The organism is Cupriavidus pauculus (assembly GCF_022179805.1).
GTDB lineage: Bacteria > Pseudomonadota > Gammaproteobacteria > Burkholderiales > Burkholderiaceae > Cupriavidus > Cupriavidus pauculus_E.
The window spans coordinates 305,331-321,938 of the sequence record NZ_BPUO01000008.1 but is presented as its reverse complement, the minus strand read 5'-3'; the positions used below and the strand labels follow the sequence as shown (position 1 = coordinate 321,938).

Genomic DNA, 16,608 nt, shown 5'->3' with positions numbered 1-16,608 from the left:
GCTGGCGCGTACGTTGCGCGCCGGCTCCCACGGGTGCGGCGTAGGTCAGCGGATGCCGATGCCGCGCGCCATCATCACGGCGCACAACGGCAGCAGGATCACCAGATGGGCCTCGATCATGACCCAGCGGCGGGCTTTCTTGATCTCGGCCGGCGCGGGAACGAATTCTGGCAAGCGCTTTGCCTGCTTGCGCCATTTGGAGAACATGAACGTGGGTGGCAGCGAGCACAGCGCGATGACCACGAACACGGTCATCTTGGCGTGGAACCACGGGTTGTGGATATAGAAATCCACGCCCTTGGCGCCGTAGAACAGCCGCAGCAGGCCGGTGGCCAGCGTGACCATCGCCGAAATGAAGTAGATCGCGTCGTAGATCGACAGGCGGCGTACGACGGCCGGGGTCATGTCCGGGCGCAGGACCACGGCCTCGGCGGCCATCAGCGTGATCAGGATGAAGATGGCCGTGAAGTGCAGGAACGCGAGCAAGGCGTCGGTCAGCATGCATTCTCCTAGGAATGGAAAAGCGTCATGATCACCGGCCCGGGCGCCCGCCAAAGGCAGGCGCGGTCAATATCTGGTCGGATTCCGACGTCAGACAACACCCTTGGCACGCAGGGCGGCGATGTGTTCGGCACTGTAGCCGAGTGTCTCGCCAAGCACCACATCGGTGTGCTCCCCAAGCAACGGCGGGTGCCGCAGCGCCTCGGGCGGGGTGGCGCTCATCTTCATAGGGCTGCCCACCAGCTTGACCGTGCCGCCCGTGGGGTGGGGCAGGTCCACGCGCAGGCCGCGCGCCACCACCTGTTCGTTGTCAAAGACTTCGTCCAGGGTGTTGATCGGGCCGCACGGCACGCCGGCGCGCTCCAGGTCCAGGATCCACTGCTCGCGCGTGCGCGGCGCCACCATTTCGGCCAGCAGCGGCACCAGGTCGTCGCGGTGCGCCACGCGCTGCGGATTGGTGGCAAAGCGGGGATCGTCGGCCAGCTCGGGGCGGCCGCCGGCGGTGACGAACTTGCGGAACTGGCCGTCGTTGCCAACCGCCACGATGATCCAGCCGTCGGCCGCGTGGAAGGTCTGGTAGGGCACGATGTTCGGGTGGGCATTGCCCCAGCGCCGGGGCGCCTCGCCGCTGGCCAGGTAGTTCGTGTTCATGTTGGCCAGCATCGACACCTGCACGTCCAGCAGTGCCATGTCGATGTACTGGCCTTCGCCGGTGCGGTCACGGTGGGACAGCGCGGCCATCACGGCGATGGTGGCGTACTGGCCCGTCATCAGGTCGGAGATTGCCACGCCGGCCTTTTGCGGGCCACCGCCGGGCAGGTCGTCGCGCTCGCCGGTCAGGCTCATGAAGCCGCCCATGCCCTGGATGATGAAGTCGTAGCCGGGACGCTGGGCGTAGGGGCCGGTCTGGCCGAAGCCGGTGACCGAGCAGTAGATCAGGTCCGGTTTGACGGCCTTGAGCGATTCATAATCCAGGCCATACTTCTTCAGTTGGCCAACCTTGTAGTTTTCCAGCACCACGTCGCTCTGCGCGGCCAGCTCGCGCACCAGTTGCTGGCCTTCGGGCGTGCTGATGTCGCAGGTCACCGAGCGCTTGTTGCGGTTGGCGGCCAGGTAGTAGGCGGCCTCGGCGGTGTCGCGCCCGTCGGGCGTCTTGAGCCAGGGCGGGCCCCAGATGCGGGTGTCGTCACCGGCGCCCGGGCGCTCGATCTTGATCACGTCGGCACCGAAATCGGCAAGATTCTGGGCGCACCAGGGGCCCGCGAGCACGCGGGTAAGGTCGAGAACGCGGAGATGGCTGAGGGCACCCATGGCGGACAAGGCTGGCAGGTCTGAGGAGCCAGCACTCTATCACCGGCGTCCGCGCCGTTGCCCTGGGGCCGGCGCGGGGCCCGGTGTTCCGTGGGCGATAACCGGACAGCTGGCGCCGGCGCGGCGTTGCCCCAACATGGCCGCCTCGCCCCAGTGCCCCGGGGCGGGGCTTCCCCGTATAATCAACGGTTTGCAAATCCAACCTGACTCACCGCGCCCTGCCACGACGCGGGAGGCGCCCGATACAACATGAAAGTCTCCGACATCCGCAGCAAGTTCCTGCAGTTCTACGAGTCGAAGGGCCATACCGTGGTCCGCTCGTCCAGCCTGGTGCCGGCGAACGACCCGACGCTGCTGTTCACCAATTCGGGCATGGTGCAGTTCAAGGACGTGTTCCTGGGCACCGACAAGCGTCCGTACTCGCGCGCCACGTCGTCGCAGCGCTCGGTCCGCGCCGGCGGCAAGCACAACGATCTCGAGAATGTGGGTTACACCGCACGTCACCACACGTTCTTCGAAATGCTGGGCAACTTCTCGTTCGGCGACTACTTCAAGCGCGAAGCCATCCAGTACGCCTGGGAACTGCTGACCAAGGTCTACCAGCTGCCGGCCGAAAAGCTGTGGGTGACGGTGTATGCCGAGGATGACGAGGCGTACGACATCTGGGCCAAGGAAGTGGGCGTGCCGACCGACCGCATCGTGCGCATCGGCGACAACAAGGGCGCGCGCTACGCATCGGACAACTTCTGGCAGATGGCCGACACCGGCCCGTGCGGCCCGTGCTCGGAAATCTTCTACGACCACGGTCCGGAAGTTTGGGGTGGCCCGCCGGGATCGCCGGAAGAAGATGGCGACCGCTACATCGAGATCTGGAACCTGGTGTTCATGCAGTTCAACCGCGACGAGCAGGGCAACATGACGCGCCTGCCCAAGCCGTGCGTGGATACCGGCATGGGTCTGGAGCGCATTGCCGCGGTGCTGCAGCACGTGCACAGCAACTACGAGATCGACCTGTTCCAGGCGCTGATCAAGGCCGCCGCACGTGAAACGAAGTGCGACAACCTGAACCAGAATTCGCTGAAGGTCATTGCCGACCATATCCGCGCCTGCTCGTTCCTGATCGTCGACGGCGTGATCCCGGGCAACGAAGGCCGCGGCTACGTGCTGCGCCGCATCGTGCGCCGCGCCATCCGCCATGGCTACAAGCTGGGCACGAAGACGCCGTTCTTCCACAAGCTCGTGGCTGACCTGGTGGCACAGATGGGCGAGGCCTACCCGGAACTGGCCGACGCCGAAAACCGCGTGATGGAAGTGCTCAAGGCCGAGGAAGAACGCTTCTTCGAGACCATCGAGAACGGCATGTCGATCCTGGACGGCGCCGTGGCCGATCTGAAGACCAAGGGCGGCAAGGTGCTGGATGGCGAACTGGCGTTCAAGCTGCACGACACGTTCGGCTTCCCGCTGGACCTGACGCAGGACGTGGCACGCGAGCAGGAGATCACGGTGGACGAAGCCGCGTTCGACGCCGCGATGACCCGCCAGCGCGAACAGGCCCGCGCCGCAGGCAAGTTCAAGATGGCCGCCGGCCTGGAATACACGGGCGACAAGACCGTGTTCCACGGCTATGACGCGCTGAGCATGGAAGGCGTGCGCGTGACCGCGCTGTACGTCGATGGCGCATCGGTCGACACGATGCAGCCGGGCCAGACCGGCGTGGTCGTGCTCGACAACACGCCGTTCTACGCCGAATCCGGTGGCCAGGCGGGCGACCAGGGCACGCTGGTGGCAGGCCCCGCCGTCTTCACCGTGTCCGACACCACGAAGATCCAGGCCGACGTGTTCGGCCACCAGGGCACGCTGGCCAACGGCGTGCTCAAGGTGGGCGATGCCGTAGCGGCGCAGGTCGACGCGATCCGTCGCGGTCGCACCGTGCGCAACCACTCGGCCACGCACCTGATGCACAAGGCGCTTCGCGAAGTGCTGGGCAGCCACGTGCAGCAGAAGGGTTCGCTGGTCGATGCCGACAAGACGCGCTTCGACTTCTCGCACAACGCGCCGGTGACCGACGACCAGATCCGCCAGATCGAGGAAATCGTCAACGCCGAGATCCTGGCCAACGCGCCCACCGTGGCAGCCGTCATGCCGTTCGACGATGCGGTCAAGAGCGGTGCCATGGCACTGTTCGGCGAGAAGTACGCCGACGACGTGCGCGTGCTGTCGATCGGTACCTCGAAGGAACTCTGCGGCGGCACGCACGTGACGCGCACAGGCGATATCGGCCTGTTCAAGATCGTGGTCGAGGCCGGCGTGGCCGCGGGCATCCGTCGCGTGGAAGCCATCACCGGCGACAACGCGCTGCACTACCTGCAAGCGCTCGATGCACGCCTGAACGAAGCCGCTGCCGCGCTGCGCGCCCAGCCGACCGAGCTGGTGCCGCGTATCGGCCAGGTGCAGGAGCAGGTGCGCACGCTGGAAAAGGAACTCGAAAAGCTCAAGAGCAAGCTGGCGTCGTCGCAAGGCGACGAACTCGTGTCGCAAGCTGTGGACGTCAAGGGCCTGAAGGTGCTGGCTGCCCAGCTCGAAGGCGCCGACGTCAAGACGCTGCGCGAAACGATGGACAAGCTCAAGGACAAGCTGCAGAGCGCCGCCATCGTGCTGGCCGCAGTTGCCGACGGCAAGGTCAGCCTGATCGCCGGCGTGACTGCCGACGCCACGTCGAAGGTGAAGGCCGGTGAACTGGTCAACTTCGTCGCCCAGCAAGTGGGCGGCAAGGGCGGCGGCCGTCCGGACATGGCCCAGGCCGGTGGCACCGACCCGTTGGGTCTGCCGAAGGCCCTGGCCGGCGTGACGGAGTGGGTGTCGGCGAAGGTCTGAGTTCGCTGACTCCATCCGACTGAGTAACAAAAAGCGCCTGCAACAGCAGGCGCTTTTTCTTTGGTGGCCAGGTTTGCTAGTGCCTGATCGTCATGTTGAAAATAGTCCAGATCAACAGGCAAGCCGCCGCAAAGCTGAAGACCTTCAGGATCGCGAACAGGATCCTCCAGTGGCGTGATATGTCATCGAGCGTGTATTTAACGAGTGTTGGCACGTTACCCCCTTAGGTTCTGTTCAAGGTAGTGATGAAAAACGTATTGATACGCAAAGTCATGCAAGGCTGCCGTGATGGCGATCAAGACTGTTTTCCACTTCCCCCCGTCAATGCCGACACGATGTCGATCGGCAATGGAAACACGATTGTCGAGCTCTTGTCGCCCGCGATCTGCGTCAGAGTCTGGAGATAGCGCAGTTGCATGGCCTGGGGTTGGCGGGCGAGCATCTGCGCGGCTTCGAGCAGTTTTTCCGACGCCTGCAGTTCGCCCTCGGCATGGATGATCTTGGCGCGCCGTTCGCGCTCGGCCTCGGCCTGGCGGGCGATAGCGCGGACCATCGACTCGTTGATGTCCACGTGCTTGATTTCCACATTCGACACCTTGATGCCCCAGGCATCGGTCTGTGCGTCGAGCACCTTCTGGATATCGAGATTGAGTTTTTCGCGCTCGGCCAGCATCTCGTCTAGCTCGTGCTTGCCCAGCACCGAGCGCAGCGTGGTCTGCGACAGCTGGCTGGTGGCTTCCAGGAAGTTGGCCACCTGGATGATGGCGCGTTCGGGGTCCACCACGCGGAAATAGACCACCGCATTGACCTTGACCGACACATTGTCGTGCGAGATCACGTCCTGTGGCGGCACATCGAGCACCACGGTGCGCAGGTCCACCCGCACCATCTGCTGGACAGCGGGAATGATCAGCACCAGGCCTGGCCCCTTGACGCGCCAGAAGCGGCCCAGCATGAACACCACGCCACGCTCGTACTCGCGCAGCACGCGGAACGCGGCCACCACCAGCAGTACGAGCAGGAAGATCAGTCCACCGAAGCTGAATCCGAATGCCATGTCGGGCTCCTTGTCGTGTCAGGCGTCTTGCATCGAAGTGACGTCCAGTACCAGGCCGTGACGCCCGGTCACGCGCACGGGCTGGCCGCGTGCCAGCGGGCCGTTGCTGCGGACGCGCCATTGCTCGCCATGCACCATGGCCCAGCCGTTGCCCATATCGTCGGTGTCGATGGCATCGACGGCGTCAACCACCACGCCGACGCTGCCCACCAGCGTGTCCGCGCCGCTGACCACCGGGCGCCGCCGTGCGCGCAGCAGCAGTGCCGACATGCCGAACAGGAACACCGCAGAGAGACCGCACAGCGCGCCGATCAACGATAGCGGCACACCAAAGCCCGGTACGTCGGTATCGATCAGCATCACCGCCCCGAACGCGAACGCCACGATGCCGCCAATGCCCACCGCGCCAAAGGTCGGCAGGAACAGTTCGGCGACCATGCACGCCACGCCGAATGCAATCAGGGCCAGGCCCGCATAGTTGACGGGCAGCATCTGCAACGCGAACAGGCCCAGCAGCAGGCAGATGGCGCCGACGATGCCCGGCACCACCATGCCCGGTGTGGAGAACTCGAAGATCAGGCCGTAGATGCCGATCATCATCAGGATCAGCGCCACGCTGGGGTCCGTGATGACGGCCAGCAGGCGGCTACGCCAGTCGGGTTCCATCCTGACGACGGGCGCCCCGGCCGTGTGCAGGGTGCGCGTGGCGCCAGCTGCCTCGATCTTCTTGCCGTCGAGATGTTTTAGAAGGGCAGGCAGGTCGGGCGCCACGAGGTCCGCTACCTTCTGCGCCACGGCTTCGTCGGCGGACAGGCTGACGGCCTCGCGTACCGCGCGTTCGCCCCATTCGGCATTGCGGTGCCGAAGCTGCGCCAGCCCGCGGATATAGGCAGAGGCATCGTGCATCTGCTTGCGGGTCATCGTGTCCTCGCCCGCGGGTGCGCTGGCGGGGGCCGAGGCTGGCGCAGGGCCGGCCTCAGGCTTGGAGCCACCGATGCCGATTGCCACGGGGCTTGCCGCGCCCAGGTTGGTGCCGGGCGCCATTGCCGCCACATGGCTGGCATAGAGGATGTAAGTGCCGGCGCTGGCAGCCCGGGCGCCGCTGGGATAGACGTAGGTGGCCAGGGGTACCGGCGACGCCAGGATGGCCTGGATGATATCGCGCATCGATTTGTCCAGGCCGCCGGGCGTATCTATTTCGAGCACGATCAACTGCGCCCCCTGCTTGCGCGCCCGCTCGATGCCGCGCACGGCAAAACTGGCACTGGCCGGGCCGATGGCGCCTTGCACGGGAATCACGTACACCGGGGCGGCGGCCGGCGCGGAAGCGGAAGAAGCAGGGGAGGCGGGCTGGGCGGCCGCGCCGGATATTGCCAGCCAGGCCAGGCTCAGGCAGGCCAGCGCAAGCCAGTGCACCCAATGCCTGGTGTGAGGCACGGTGCGGTGCAGCGCAAACGCGTGTGTCATGGCGGAGCGCGGCCCGCCGTGTATGCCGTGACCGCGCCACTTTCAGTGTAGGCGACCGGCCACATCCTGCATGGTGATGCGTGTGGCGTCAGGCCACCGCGCGGGTAGCCTGCACTGCTTCGGTGGCGATGCTCAGCCGGTCGGCCAGGGCGGTCAGCGCGGCGCTGTTCATCGACGGGTGCCACGTCAGAACGGTGGTGACGCGTCCGGTGTCGCCCAGCGGGTGGATGCCAATCGGCGGCAGGTTGCGATAGAGCGCCAGGACCGAGCGCGGGACGATGGCCACGCCAATGCCGGCCGCCGCGCAGGTCACGATGGCGTGATACGAGCCAAGCTGGATCACGCGCTTCATGTCCCGGCCGCGCTGGCCAAACCACTGCTCGAAGCGGGTGCGGTAGTTGCAGCCGGTTTCGAAAGCCAGCAGCGTGGCACGCTCGACATCGTCGGGGGAGCGGATTGGCCGGTGGCTCGTGCTGGAAACAATCACCAGTTCTTCCTCGAACGCCGGCTGGCTCATCAGGTCGGTGTCGCCCAGCGGTTCGGCCACGAAGGCGCAGTCCACCTCGAACCGGCGCACTGCATCCAGCGCCTGGCGCGTAATCAGCGTCACCAGCTCCAGTTCCACGTCGGGCCAGTCCTGGTGATAGGCCGCCAGGATGTTGGGCAGCCGGCTGGCGGCGGTGCTTTCCATCGACGCAATCCGCAACCGGCCTTGCGGACGCGCGGGCTGCACGGCGTGCCGCGCCTCTTCCGACAGTTGCAGGATGCGGCACGCATAGTCGAACAGGGTCTGGCCGGCCGGCGTGAGCACCATGCGCCGGCCGTCGCGCACAAACAGCTCAACGCCCAGCGACTGTTCGAGTTGCCGAATCCGCGTGGTCACGTTCGACTGCACGCGATGCAGCCGCTCGGCGGCGCGTGTGATGCCACCTGCCTCCACCACGGTGCGAAAAATCTCAAGCGCCGACAGGTCCATTGCCATACCTCCTTGAATCAAGATGGATTACATCTCAATTATTCATTTTTCGTGATGGATCATTCGCGCATAGCATAGCCAACAATGTGCGATTGCTCCAGACTTGCCGATGCCCCCCAATCCGATATCCCAAATGCCCCTGGCCGACCTTGATGTTCCAGCCGTACCGACTGCCCGCCAGACGGCCGGGCCCTTGGCCGTGGCGCTGGCCGGACTGGTTTCGCTGGCCCTGGCAATGGGCATCGGCCGCTTCGCCTTTACCCCGTTGCTGCCGATGATGCTGCACGACGGCACGGTGACGCTGGCCGAGGGCAGCGCCCTGGCCACGCTGAACTACATCGGCTACCTGGCGGGTGCCGTGCTCTGCCTGTTCATCCGGCCCGATCCCGTGCGGATGGTGCGCGGCGCGCTGGCGCTGACGGTGATCCTGACGCTGGCGATGGCGCTGCCTGGCGGCATGCCGGCCTGGCTGGCCTGGCGCACGCTGGCCGGTATCGCCAGCGCGCTGGTGATGGTCTATGGCACCGCGTGGTGCATGCAGCGGCTGGCCGAACTCGGGCACCCGACGCTTGGCGGCCTGATGTTCTGCGGCCCGGGCATCGGCATCGTCGTGACCGGTCTCTCGGCGTTTGCCATGGTCGGGGCGCACTGGCAGGCAAACTGGGGCTGGGTGACGTTCACCATCCTCGGTGCGTTGCTGTTGCTGCCGGTGTGGCGTGTCTATGGCTCGCCGGCGCCGGCCCCGCACGGCGCGGCGGCCAGCATGGCGGCGGCAGCCGGGCCGGCCCCAGAGCCCAAGCTCAATCTGGAAACCTGGGCGCTGACGCTGGCGTATGGGCTGGCTGGCTTCGGCTACATCATCACGGCCACATTCCTGCCGGTCATTGCCCGGCACGCCATGCCGGGCAGCGTCTGGGCCGATCTGTTCTGGCCGATCCTCGGTGCCGGCGTGGCAGTGGGCGCGTGGCTGGTGACGCGCGTGGGCATGCATCACGACAATCGCCGCATGATGATGGTCCTGTACACGCTGCAGGCGGTGGGCGTGGCGGTGGCGGCGGTGTGGCCCACCGTGACCGGCTTTGCGCTGAGCAGCCTGCTGGTGGGGTTGCCGTTCACGGCGCTGGTGTCGTTTGCGATGCGCGAGGCCCGGCGCCTGTGGGGCGCGCGGGCGTCCAGGCTGATCGGCCTGATGACCGCTGCGTACGCCATCGGCCAGATTGCCGGGCCGCCGTTGGCCACCGCACTGGTGGCGCGCACCGGCGGCTTTGGCGCGTCGCTGGGCGTGGCGGCGCTGGCGCTGCTTGCCGGGGCGCTGATCTATCTGTGGATGTGGCGCACGATGCCGATGGCCGGACACACGCCGCGCTAGCGACTGCGCTACAGTATCGGCTTTGCCGCTCACTCGACCTGGCCGCACCCGCGCCGGCGCTGCAGGGCGGCGCGAAAGCCAAGCCCCATGTCTTTTGCCTTGCAGCCCGGGCGCGCCGCCGGCCCGGCCCTGCCCATCAGCCCGCAGGAAGCGCGCGTGCGCGTGGATCTGGCCGCCGCCTACCGGCTGGCCGCGCTGGAGCGCTGGGACGACCTGATCTACACCCATATCTCGGCCGTCGTGCCCGGCGAGCCCGATCACTTCCTGATCAATCCCTTCGGCTTCGCGTTCGACGAAATCCGCGCCTCGGACCTGGTCAAGATCAACGGTCGCGGCGAGGTGGTCGGCGAAACCGTGCATCCGGTGAACGTCACAGGCTTTGCACTGCATGCGGCCGTGCACGCGGCGCGCCCTGATGCGCATTGCGTGATGCACCTGCACAACACGGCCGGCATTGCGGTGTCCGCGCAGGCCGACGGCCTGCTGCCGCTGTCGCAGCACGCGTTGCGCTTTCATGGCCGGATGGCCTACCACGACTACGAGGGCCTGGCTTTCACGCCAGCCGAGGGCGCGCGCCTGACGGCGTCGCTGGGCGATCATCCAGCCATGCTGCTGCGCAATCACGGCACACTAACCGTGGGGCGCACCGTGGCGGAGGCCTATGTACTGATGGCCACGCTGATCAAGGCGTGCGAGATCCAGCTTGGTGCCCAGCTTGGCAGCGGCACCGTTCAGCCGCCGCCGGCCATTGCGGACAAGACCTCGCTGCAGCTTTTCGACGATGGCGCGATCGAGGGCGTGATGGAGTGGCCCGCGCTGCTGCGCCGGCTCGACAGAATCGATCCCACCTACAAAGACTGAACAACATCAATACCAAAGACCAAAGGAGTCATGCAATGCCCACGTTTCACGTAGAGATGTTCGAAGGCCGTACTGTTGACCAGAAGCGCAAGTTCGTCGAGGAAATCACGCGCGTCACGTGCGAGACGCTGGGCTGCTCGGCCGGCGCCGTCGACATCATCATCACCGACATCAAGAAAGAGAACTGGGCCACCGGCGGTGAGCTCTGGCTCGACAAGAAGTAATCCAGGGTAAGGCTTGAACCGATGACCTCCGCAGTTTCCACCATGCAGCAGTTCGCCTCCGACAACTACGCGGGCTTTTGCCCGGAATCGCTGAAGTACTTTCTTGAGGCCAACGCCACCGGCCACGAGAAAGCCTACGGCGACGATAGTTGGACGCAAAAGGTGTGCGATCGCATTCGCGACCTGTTCCAGACCGATTGCGAGGTCTTCTTCGTCTTCAACGGCACGGCCGCCAATTCGTTGGCGCTGTCGTCGCTGTGCCAGTCGTACCACTCGGTGATCTGCCACGAGCTGGCGCATATCGAGACGGACGAATGCGGCGCGCCGCAGTTCTTCTCCAACGGCTCGAAGCTGCTGACCGCTGCCGGCGAGAACGGCAAGCTCACGCCCGATGCCGTGGAGCAACTGGTCACGCGCCGCACGGACATTCACTACCCGAAGCCGCGCGTGGTATCGCTGACGCAGGCCACCGAGGTGGGTACGGTCTACACCGTGGACGAAGTGCGCGCCATTGCCGCCATCGCCAAGCGCCGCCAATTGCGCGTGCATATGGATGGCGCGCGTTTTGCCAACGCCGTGGCGTCGCTGGGCGTGCATCCGTCCGAAATCACCTGGCGCGCCGGCGTGGACGTGCTGTGTTTCGGCGGCACCAAGAACGGCTTGCCCGTGGGCGAGGCCGTGGTGTTCTTCGATCGCCGGCTGGCCGAGGATTTTGCGTACCGGGTCAAGCAGGCCGGTCACCTGGCGTCCAAGATGCGTTTCATCTCGGCGCCGTGGCTTGGCATGCTGGAAAACGATGTGTGGCTCAAGAACGGGCGCCATGCCAATGCGATGGCGACGCTGCTGGCGCAGCGCATCGCCGATGTGCCGGGCGTTCGCATCATGTTCCCCACAGACGCCAACGCCGTGTTTGCCGAGCTGCCGCTGCCGGCTATCGAAACGCTGCGCGCCAAGGGCTGGCTGTTCTACACGTTCATTGGCGCGGGCGGCTGCCGGCTGATGTGCGCGTGGGACCTGCAGCCGGAAACGGTCGAGGCGTTCGCCGCCGATATTCGTGCCGCGTGCGGCTGATGGCTAATTTGCCAGACTGCCCACGACGATAACCAGAAAACTCAGGAGCCCCCACGATGCAACCCTATCGATTCTGCCCCCAATGCGGCGCGGAGCTTGAGCACCTGCCGATGTCCGGGCGCTTTCGTCATGCCTGCGTGCAGGACGGCTGCGGCTTCGTACATTGGGACAACCCGCTGCCGGTGCTGGCTGCCGTGGTCGAGTACGAAGGGAAACTGCTGCTGGCGCGCAACGCCGCGTGGCCAGAGAAGATGTTCGCGCTGGTTACCGGATTCATGGAGCGCGACGAAACGCCGGAACTAGGCGTGGCGCGCGAGCTGAAAGAAGAGACCAATCTCGACACGGTGTCGGCGTCGCTGATCGGCGTCTACGAGTTCATGCGCAAGAATGAACTGATCATCGCCTATCACGTACGCGCCGAAGGGGACATCAGGTTGTCGGAGGAACTGGCCGAGTACAAGCTCGTGGCACCGGAGAACATGCGGATCTGGAACGCCGGCACCGGGTTTGCCGTGGCCGACTTCCTCGAGCGCCGAGGCATGCCGGTACGCTTCTTCGACCGCGCCACCGGCGAGGACATCCCGGACCCGCGCCGGCCCACCGACTTTGGCCTGGTCAGCGCTTCGCTACAATACGGCATCAATCAGAAATAGAAGGTGAGAGGAATGGACTTCCAGAAAGAAGTGGATGCACGCGGCCTGAATTGCCCGCTGCCGATCCTGCGGACCAAGAAGGCACTGGCCGATATGGCCAGCGGCGAGGTGCTCAAGGTCCTGGCCACCGACCCCGGCGCCACGCGCGACTTCCAGGCATTCGCCAAGCAGACCGGCAACGAACTGCTTTCGCACGCCGAAGTGGACAAGGTGTTCGTGTTCTTCATGAAGCGCCGCTGAACGAGCACGCACATAAAAAAACCGCCTCACGAAGAGGCGGTTTTTTTATGGCCCGAAGCCAGCGCACTCAGACCATCAGCCGCGCTGTGCCAGGTACGAACTGAATTCGTCGCGGACTTCCGGGTGCTTGAGGGCAAACTCCACGGTGGCCTTCAGGTAGCCGAGCTTGCTGCCGCAGTCGTAGCGCACGCCCTTGTAGCGATAGGCCAGCACCTGCTCCTGGTCCAGCATGGCCTGGATGGCGTCAGTGAGCTGGAACTCGCCGCCGGCGCCCGGCTTGAGCTGGCGGATGTGTTCGAAAATGCGCGGCGTCAGGATGTAGCGGCCCACCACGCCAAGGTTCGACGGGGCATTCTCGGGCGCCGGCTTCTCGATGATGCCGGACATCTTGATCACGCGTTCGTCCCATTCGCGGCCATCGACCACGCCATAGGAACGGCTTTGTTCGGGGGAGATTTCCTCGACGCCCAGCACGGAGCAGTTGTAGTGGTTGTAGATATCCACCATCTGCTTCATCACGGGCTCGTTGCTTTCGCCGTCGAGCAGGTCATCGGCCAGCATCACCGCGAACGGTGCATCGCCAACCAGGCGGGCGGCGCACAGCACTGCATGGCCCAGGCCCAGCGCTTCGGGCTGGCGCACGTAGAAACACTCCACGTCCTTCGGCTTGATGGACCGCACGACATCGAGCAGAGCCTGCTTGTTCTTGGCTTCCAGCTCCATTTCCAGCTCGTAGGCCTTGTCGAAATGATCCTCGATGGCGCGCTTGGAGCGGCCCGTGACAAAGATCATTTCGTTGATGCCCGCGGCGATGGCTTCTTCCACGGCGTACTGGATCAGCGGCTTGTCCACCACTGGCAGCATTTCCTTGGGGCTCGCCTTGGTGGCGGGCAAGAAACGTGTGCCTAGCCCGGCAACGGGAAAGACGGCCTTGGTGACGCGGTTTTCCATTTCAGCTTCCTTTTCAATCCGGTGTAATACCGTGCCGCACGTGGGGAAGGTCGTCTGTCAGGCTCCGTCCGACTTACATCGCCGGACGGGCGAGACCGTCACTTCAGGACGGCAGACGCTGTAGTTGATCCTGCAGCTTGGCCAGCATCTGCTCGAAATCCGACAGACGCTGGGTTTCCTGTGCCACGACGGCCGGAGGAGCCTTGGCAACAAAGCTCTCGTTGGAGAGTTTGCCACGACACTTTCCGATCTCGCCCGCGATCCGCTCAACTTCCTTCGACAGGCGGGCGCGTTCTGCCACCACGTCGATCTCGATCTTGAGCAGCAGGTGATTGTTGCCGACGATGGCCACCGGGGCGCCAGCCCCCTCGCGTTGCAGCTCGGTCTCGTCTTCGAACACCTTGACCTCGGAAAGTTTCGCAAGCGCCTGCACCTGCGCCGCGGCTTCCTTCAGGAACGCGCTGTCGCCGTGCGCATAGAGCGGAATGCGCTGGGCCGGCGAGATGTTCATCTCGCCACGCAGGTTGCGGCAAGCGTCCACCAGAGCCTTCAGTTGCGCAACCCAGGCTTCGGCGGCTTCGTCGATCTTGGCCACGGCCGGCAGCGGATACGGCTGCGTGGCGATGGTTTCGCTGCCGTCGCCCTTGGCGCGGTCGGCCAGGGGAGCCACCTTCTGCCACAGTTCCTCGGTGATGAACGGAATGACCGGGTGGGCCAGGCGCAGCACGGTTTCCAGCACGCGCAGCAGCGTGCGGCGCGTGGCGCGCTGTTGCGCCGGCGTACCGGTCTGAATCTGCACCTTGGCCAGTTCCAGGTACCAGTCGCAGTATTCGTCCCAGACGAATTTGTAGATCGCGCTGGCGATATTGTCGAAGCGGTATTCGTTGAATCCCTTTTCGACTTCGGTTTCCACGCGCTGCAGCAGCGACACGATCCAGCGGTCGGCCTGCGAGAAATGCAGGTAGCCGTCCGGGCCGCAGTCGTCGTTGCACGGGCCCATGCCGCAATCTTGGCCCTCGGTGTTCATCAGCACGAAACGCGTGGCGTTCCAGAGCTTGTTGCAGAAGTTGCGGTAACCCTCGCAGCGGCCCGTATCGAAATTGATGTTGCGGCCCAGCGTGGCCAGCGACGCAAACGTGAAGCGCAGCGCGTCGGCGCCGAAGGCCGGAATGCCGTCCGGGAATTCCTTCTTCGTCTTGGCCTCGATCTTCGGCGCATCCTTCGGACGACGCAGGCCCGTGGTGCGCTTCTTGAGCAGCGGGTCCAGTTCGATCCCGTCGATCAGGTCCACCGGGTCGAGCGTGTTGCCCTCGGACTTGCTCATCTTCTTGCCTTCGGAGTCGCGCACCAGGCCGTGCACGTACACGGTGTGGAACGGCACCTGGCCGGTGAAGTGCTTGGTCATCATGACCATGCGCGCCACCCAGAAGAAGATGATGTCGTAGCCGGTCACCAGCACCGACGACGGCAGGAAGTGCTTGAGCTCCGGCGTTTCCGCGGGCCAGCCCAGCGACGAGAACGGAACCAGCGCGGACGAGAACCACGTGTCCAGCACGTCTTCCTCGCGGCGCAGCGCGCCCGTGCTGCCGGCCGCCTGGGCCTTGGCGAGGGCTTCTTCCTCGGTGCGTGCCACGAACACCTTGCCGGCTTCGTCGTACCAGGCTGGGATCTGATGGCCCCACCACAGTTGGCGGCTGATACACCAGTCCTGGATGTTGGCTAGCCACTGGTTGTAGGTGCTGTTCCAGTTCTCGGGCACGAGCTTGATCTCGCCGCTCTGCACGGCGTCCAGCGCCACGTCGGCGATCGACCGGCCCGGATAGAACGTGCCTTCCGGCGCCGGCTTGCTCATGGCGACGAACCACTGATCGGTCAGCATCGGCTCGATCACGCTGCTGGTGCGCTCGCTGCGCGGCACCATCAGCTTGTGCTTCTTGACCTCGCCCAGCAGGCCCTGCGTCTTCAGGTCGTCGACCATCTGCTTGCGGGCGTCGAAACGGTCCATGCCGGCGTAGGCGGCCGGGGCATCGGCCACGATCTTCGCGTCCAGCGTCAGGATCGACAGTTGGGGCAGGTTATGGCGCTGACCAACGGCGTAGTCGTTGAAGTCGTGGCCCGGGGTCACCTTGACCACGCCGGTGCCGAACTCGCGGTCGACGTATTCGTCGGCAATCACCGGGATCTTGCGATCGGTCAACGGCAGGTGCACGAACTTGCCGATCAGGTGCGCGTAGCGCTCGTCCTCGGGGTGCACCATCACGGCCGTATCGCCCAGCATCGTCTCGGGGCGCGTGGTGGCCACGGTCAGGTGGGTCAGGCCGCGCACGGTGTCGGGCTCGGCCAGCGGGTAGTGGATGTGCCAGAGCGAGCCTTCTTCCTCGACGCTGTCCACTTCCAGGTCGGACACGGCCGTGCCCAGCACCGGATCCCAGTTCACCAGGCGCTTGCCACGGTAGATCAGGCCCTGCTCGTACAGGCGCACGAACACCTCGGTCACGGCCTTCGACATCTCGGGCGACATCGTGAAGTACTCACGCGTCCAGTCGATCGATGCCCCCATGCGGCGCACCTGGCGCGTGATGGTGGAACCCGACTCTTCCTTCCAGGCCCAGACCTTCTCGGTGAACTTCTCGCGGCCCAGGTCATGGCGCGACACGCCCTGCGCCTCGAGCTGGCGTTCCACCACGATCTGCGTGGCGATACCGGCGTGGTCGGTGCCCGGCACCCACAGCGTGTTGGCGCCGCGCATGCGCGCATGGCGCGCCAGGCCGTCCATGATCGTCTGGTTGAACGCGTGGCCCATGTGCAGCGTGCCGGTCACATTGGGCGGCGGCAGCTGGATGGCGAAATCAGGGCGATTCGGGTCGAAAGTGGGCTGGGCGATGCCGCGGCGCTCCCATTCTGGGCCCCATTTCGCCTCGATGGCGGCGGGTTCGAAGCTCTTGGCGAGGGACTGGTCTTCTGCGGTCATGCTCGGATGTCTTGGGATGCGTGGGAGACTGGACAGGGCCCGGGGCCGGCAACGGCGCGCAGGCGCCACGGCGCACGGCCGG

14 protein-coding genes are annotated in these 16,608 nt (G+C 65.3%); 7 read left to right on the top strand and 7 right to left on the bottom strand.

From position 1 onward, the window contains the following. Window positions 1-45: 45 nt before the first annotated feature. Both MFF62_RS18960 and MFF62_RS18955 read right to left on the bottom strand, forming a co-directional pair. Window positions 46-501 carry a DUF2214 family protein gene (locus MFF62_RS18960; protein WP_238264665.1) on the bottom strand — a complete coding sequence of 152 codons (456 nt, stop codon included), beginning with the start codon at window positions 499-501 and terminating at the stop codon, window positions 46-48. 90 nt (window positions 502-591) lie between these two features. Then, window positions 592-1,812 carry a CaiB/BaiF CoA transferase family protein gene (locus tag MFF62_RS18955; RefSeq protein ID WP_238264664.1) on the bottom strand — a complete coding sequence of 407 codons (1,221 nt, stop codon included), beginning with the start codon at window positions 1,810-1,812 and terminating at the stop codon, window positions 592-594. Window positions 1,813-2,061: 249 nt separating this feature from the next. Between MFF62_RS18955 and alaS the strand changes: the two genes are divergently transcribed. Next, a complete protein-coding gene (gene alaS, locus MFF62_RS18950; protein WP_238264663.1) occupies window positions 2,062-4,686 on the top strand; it encodes an alanine--tRNA ligase in 2,625 nt (874 codons plus the stop codon). A gap of 295 nt (window positions 4,687-4,981) precedes the next feature. Here alaS and MFF62_RS18945 read toward each other — a convergent pair whose 3' ends face one another. The 3 genes from MFF62_RS18945 to MFF62_RS18935 all read right to left on the bottom strand — a co-directional run bounded on the left by MFF62_RS18945 (window position 4,982) and on the right by MFF62_RS18935 (window position 8,186). Beyond that, a complete protein-coding gene (locus MFF62_RS18945) occupies window positions 4,982-5,743 on the bottom strand; it encodes a slipin family protein (RefSeq protein WP_238264662.1) in 762 nt (253 codons plus the stop codon). A gap of 18 nt (window positions 5,744-5,761) precedes the next feature. Further along, on the bottom strand, window positions 5,762-7,210 hold the full coding sequence (locus tag MFF62_RS18940) for an NfeD family protein (protein ID WP_238264661.1): 1,449 nt from the start codon (window positions 7,208-7,210) through the stop codon (window positions 5,762-5,764). A gap of 88 nt (window positions 7,211-7,298) precedes the next feature. Further along, window positions 7,299-8,186 carry a LysR family transcriptional regulator gene (locus MFF62_RS18935; protein WP_238264759.1) on the bottom strand — a complete coding sequence of 296 codons (888 nt, stop codon included), beginning with the start codon at window positions 8,184-8,186 and terminating at the stop codon, window positions 7,299-7,301. Between the two features lie 133 nt (window positions 8,187-8,319). Here MFF62_RS18935 and MFF62_RS18930 point away from each other — a divergent pair, with 133 nt between their 5' ends. The 6 genes from MFF62_RS18930 (at window position 8,320) to MFF62_RS18905 (ending at window position 12,604) form a co-directional block, all read left to right on the top strand. Continuing rightward, window positions 8,320-9,555 (top strand): YbfB/YjiJ family MFS transporter, encoded by a 1,236-nt coding sequence (locus tag MFF62_RS18930; protein ID WP_238264660.1) that lies wholly within the window; start codon window positions 8,320-8,322, stop codon window positions 9,553-9,555. Between the two features lie 87 nt (window positions 9,556-9,642). After that, a complete protein-coding gene (locus tag MFF62_RS18925) occupies window positions 9,643-10,416 on the top strand; it encodes a class II aldolase/adducin family protein (RefSeq protein ID WP_238264659.1) in 774 nt (257 codons plus the stop codon). 35 nt (window positions 10,417-10,451) lie between these two features. After that, complete coding sequence (locus tag MFF62_RS18920; RefSeq protein ID WP_238264658.1) at window positions 10,452-10,640, top strand: 4-oxalocrotonate tautomerase; 189 nt, start codon at window positions 10,452-10,454, stop codon at window positions 10,638-10,640. 42 nt (window positions 10,641-10,682) lie between these two features. Next, window positions 10,683-11,711, top strand: a complete 1,029-nt coding sequence (locus MFF62_RS18915) for a threonine aldolase family protein (protein WP_238264758.1) — start codon at window positions 10,683-10,685, stop codon at window positions 11,709-11,711. Window positions 11,712-11,767: 56 nt separating this feature from the next. Then, complete coding sequence (locus MFF62_RS18910; RefSeq protein ID WP_238264657.1) at window positions 11,768-12,364, top strand: NUDIX domain-containing protein; 597 nt, start codon at window positions 11,768-11,770, stop codon at window positions 12,362-12,364. A 12-nt stretch (window positions 12,365-12,376) separates the two neighbouring features. Next, entirely contained in the window at window positions 12,377-12,604 is a 228-nt protein-coding gene (locus MFF62_RS18905) for a sulfurtransferase TusA family protein (RefSeq protein WP_238264656.1), read from the top strand. 75 nt (window positions 12,605-12,679) lie between these two features. Here MFF62_RS18905 and galU read toward each other — a convergent pair whose 3' ends face one another. Together galU and MFF62_RS18895 are read right to left on the bottom strand one after the other, a co-directional pair. Continuing rightward, on the bottom strand, window positions 12,680-13,555 hold the full coding sequence (galU, locus tag MFF62_RS18900) for a UTP--glucose-1-phosphate uridylyltransferase GalU (protein ID WP_238264655.1): 876 nt from the start codon (window positions 13,553-13,555) through the stop codon (window positions 12,680-12,682). A gap of 103 nt (window positions 13,556-13,658) precedes the next feature. Continuing rightward, window positions 13,659-16,526, bottom strand: coding sequence for a valine--tRNA ligase (locus MFF62_RS18895; RefSeq protein WP_238264654.1), 2,868 nt, complete (start codon window positions 16,524-16,526; stop codon window positions 13,659-13,661). Window positions 16,527-16,608: the final 82 nt, after the last annotated feature.